This is a genomic window from Paractinoplanes hotanensis (assembly GCF_023717965.1).
Lineage (GTDB): Bacteria > Actinomycetota > Actinomycetes > Mycobacteriales > Micromonosporaceae > Actinoplanes > Actinoplanes polyasparticus.
On the sequence record NZ_JAMQOL010000141.1, the window covers coordinates 1 to 576 of the forward strand.

The 576-nt window shown below is 67.5% G+C and carries 1 protein-coding gene; it reads right to left on the bottom strand.

Features of this window, described 5'->3' with window-relative positions:
- Positions 1-2 precede the first annotated feature (2 nt).
- A partial coding sequence (locus tag LXN57_RS47775) for a DoxX family membrane protein (RefSeq protein WP_251804975.1) occupies positions 3-576 on the bottom strand: 574 nt, incomplete at its 5' end.

The following is a 576-nucleotide window of genomic DNA, read 5'->3' on the forward strand; positions in this document are numbered from 1 at the left end:
GGTCAGATGAGCCAGCGGTTCTTCTGGACGATGGGCAGGGCGGCCCACCATTTGCCCAGGCCCCAGGTGTGTCCGGCGTAGGTCAGGGCGAGGACGACCGCTCCGATGCCGTAGATGATGTGGTAGTCGATGAGCGGGTTGGTCGACATGCTGGGTTCGCCGGTGGTGGTGGTCTTGTCCAGGGGCCATTCGGCGGCCCACATCATGGCCATCATGAGCACCGCGGCGCCGGCGGCGATGCGCAGGCCGATGCCGAGGATGAGGGCGGCGCCGATGGCGAGCAGGCCGAGCATGAAGGCCCAGTCGGCCCAGGCGTCGCCGGCGATGTTGTGGAAGAAGGTGTCGAACGGGCCGACTTCGACGTTGGAGAGGAAGCCTTTGGTCGGTGAGCCGCCGTTGATCCAGGCTCGGGCCGACGGGGTGGCGAAGCCCCAGCCGAATGTCTTGTCGAAGAATGCCCACAGGAACACGAATCCGGTGGAGATGCGCAGGACGGCCAGCGCGCGTGCGGCGGTGTGGGTGAGCATGGAGCCGGGCGCCTCGACCTTCTCGAGGTGAGCGGCCGAACCCCGGCCA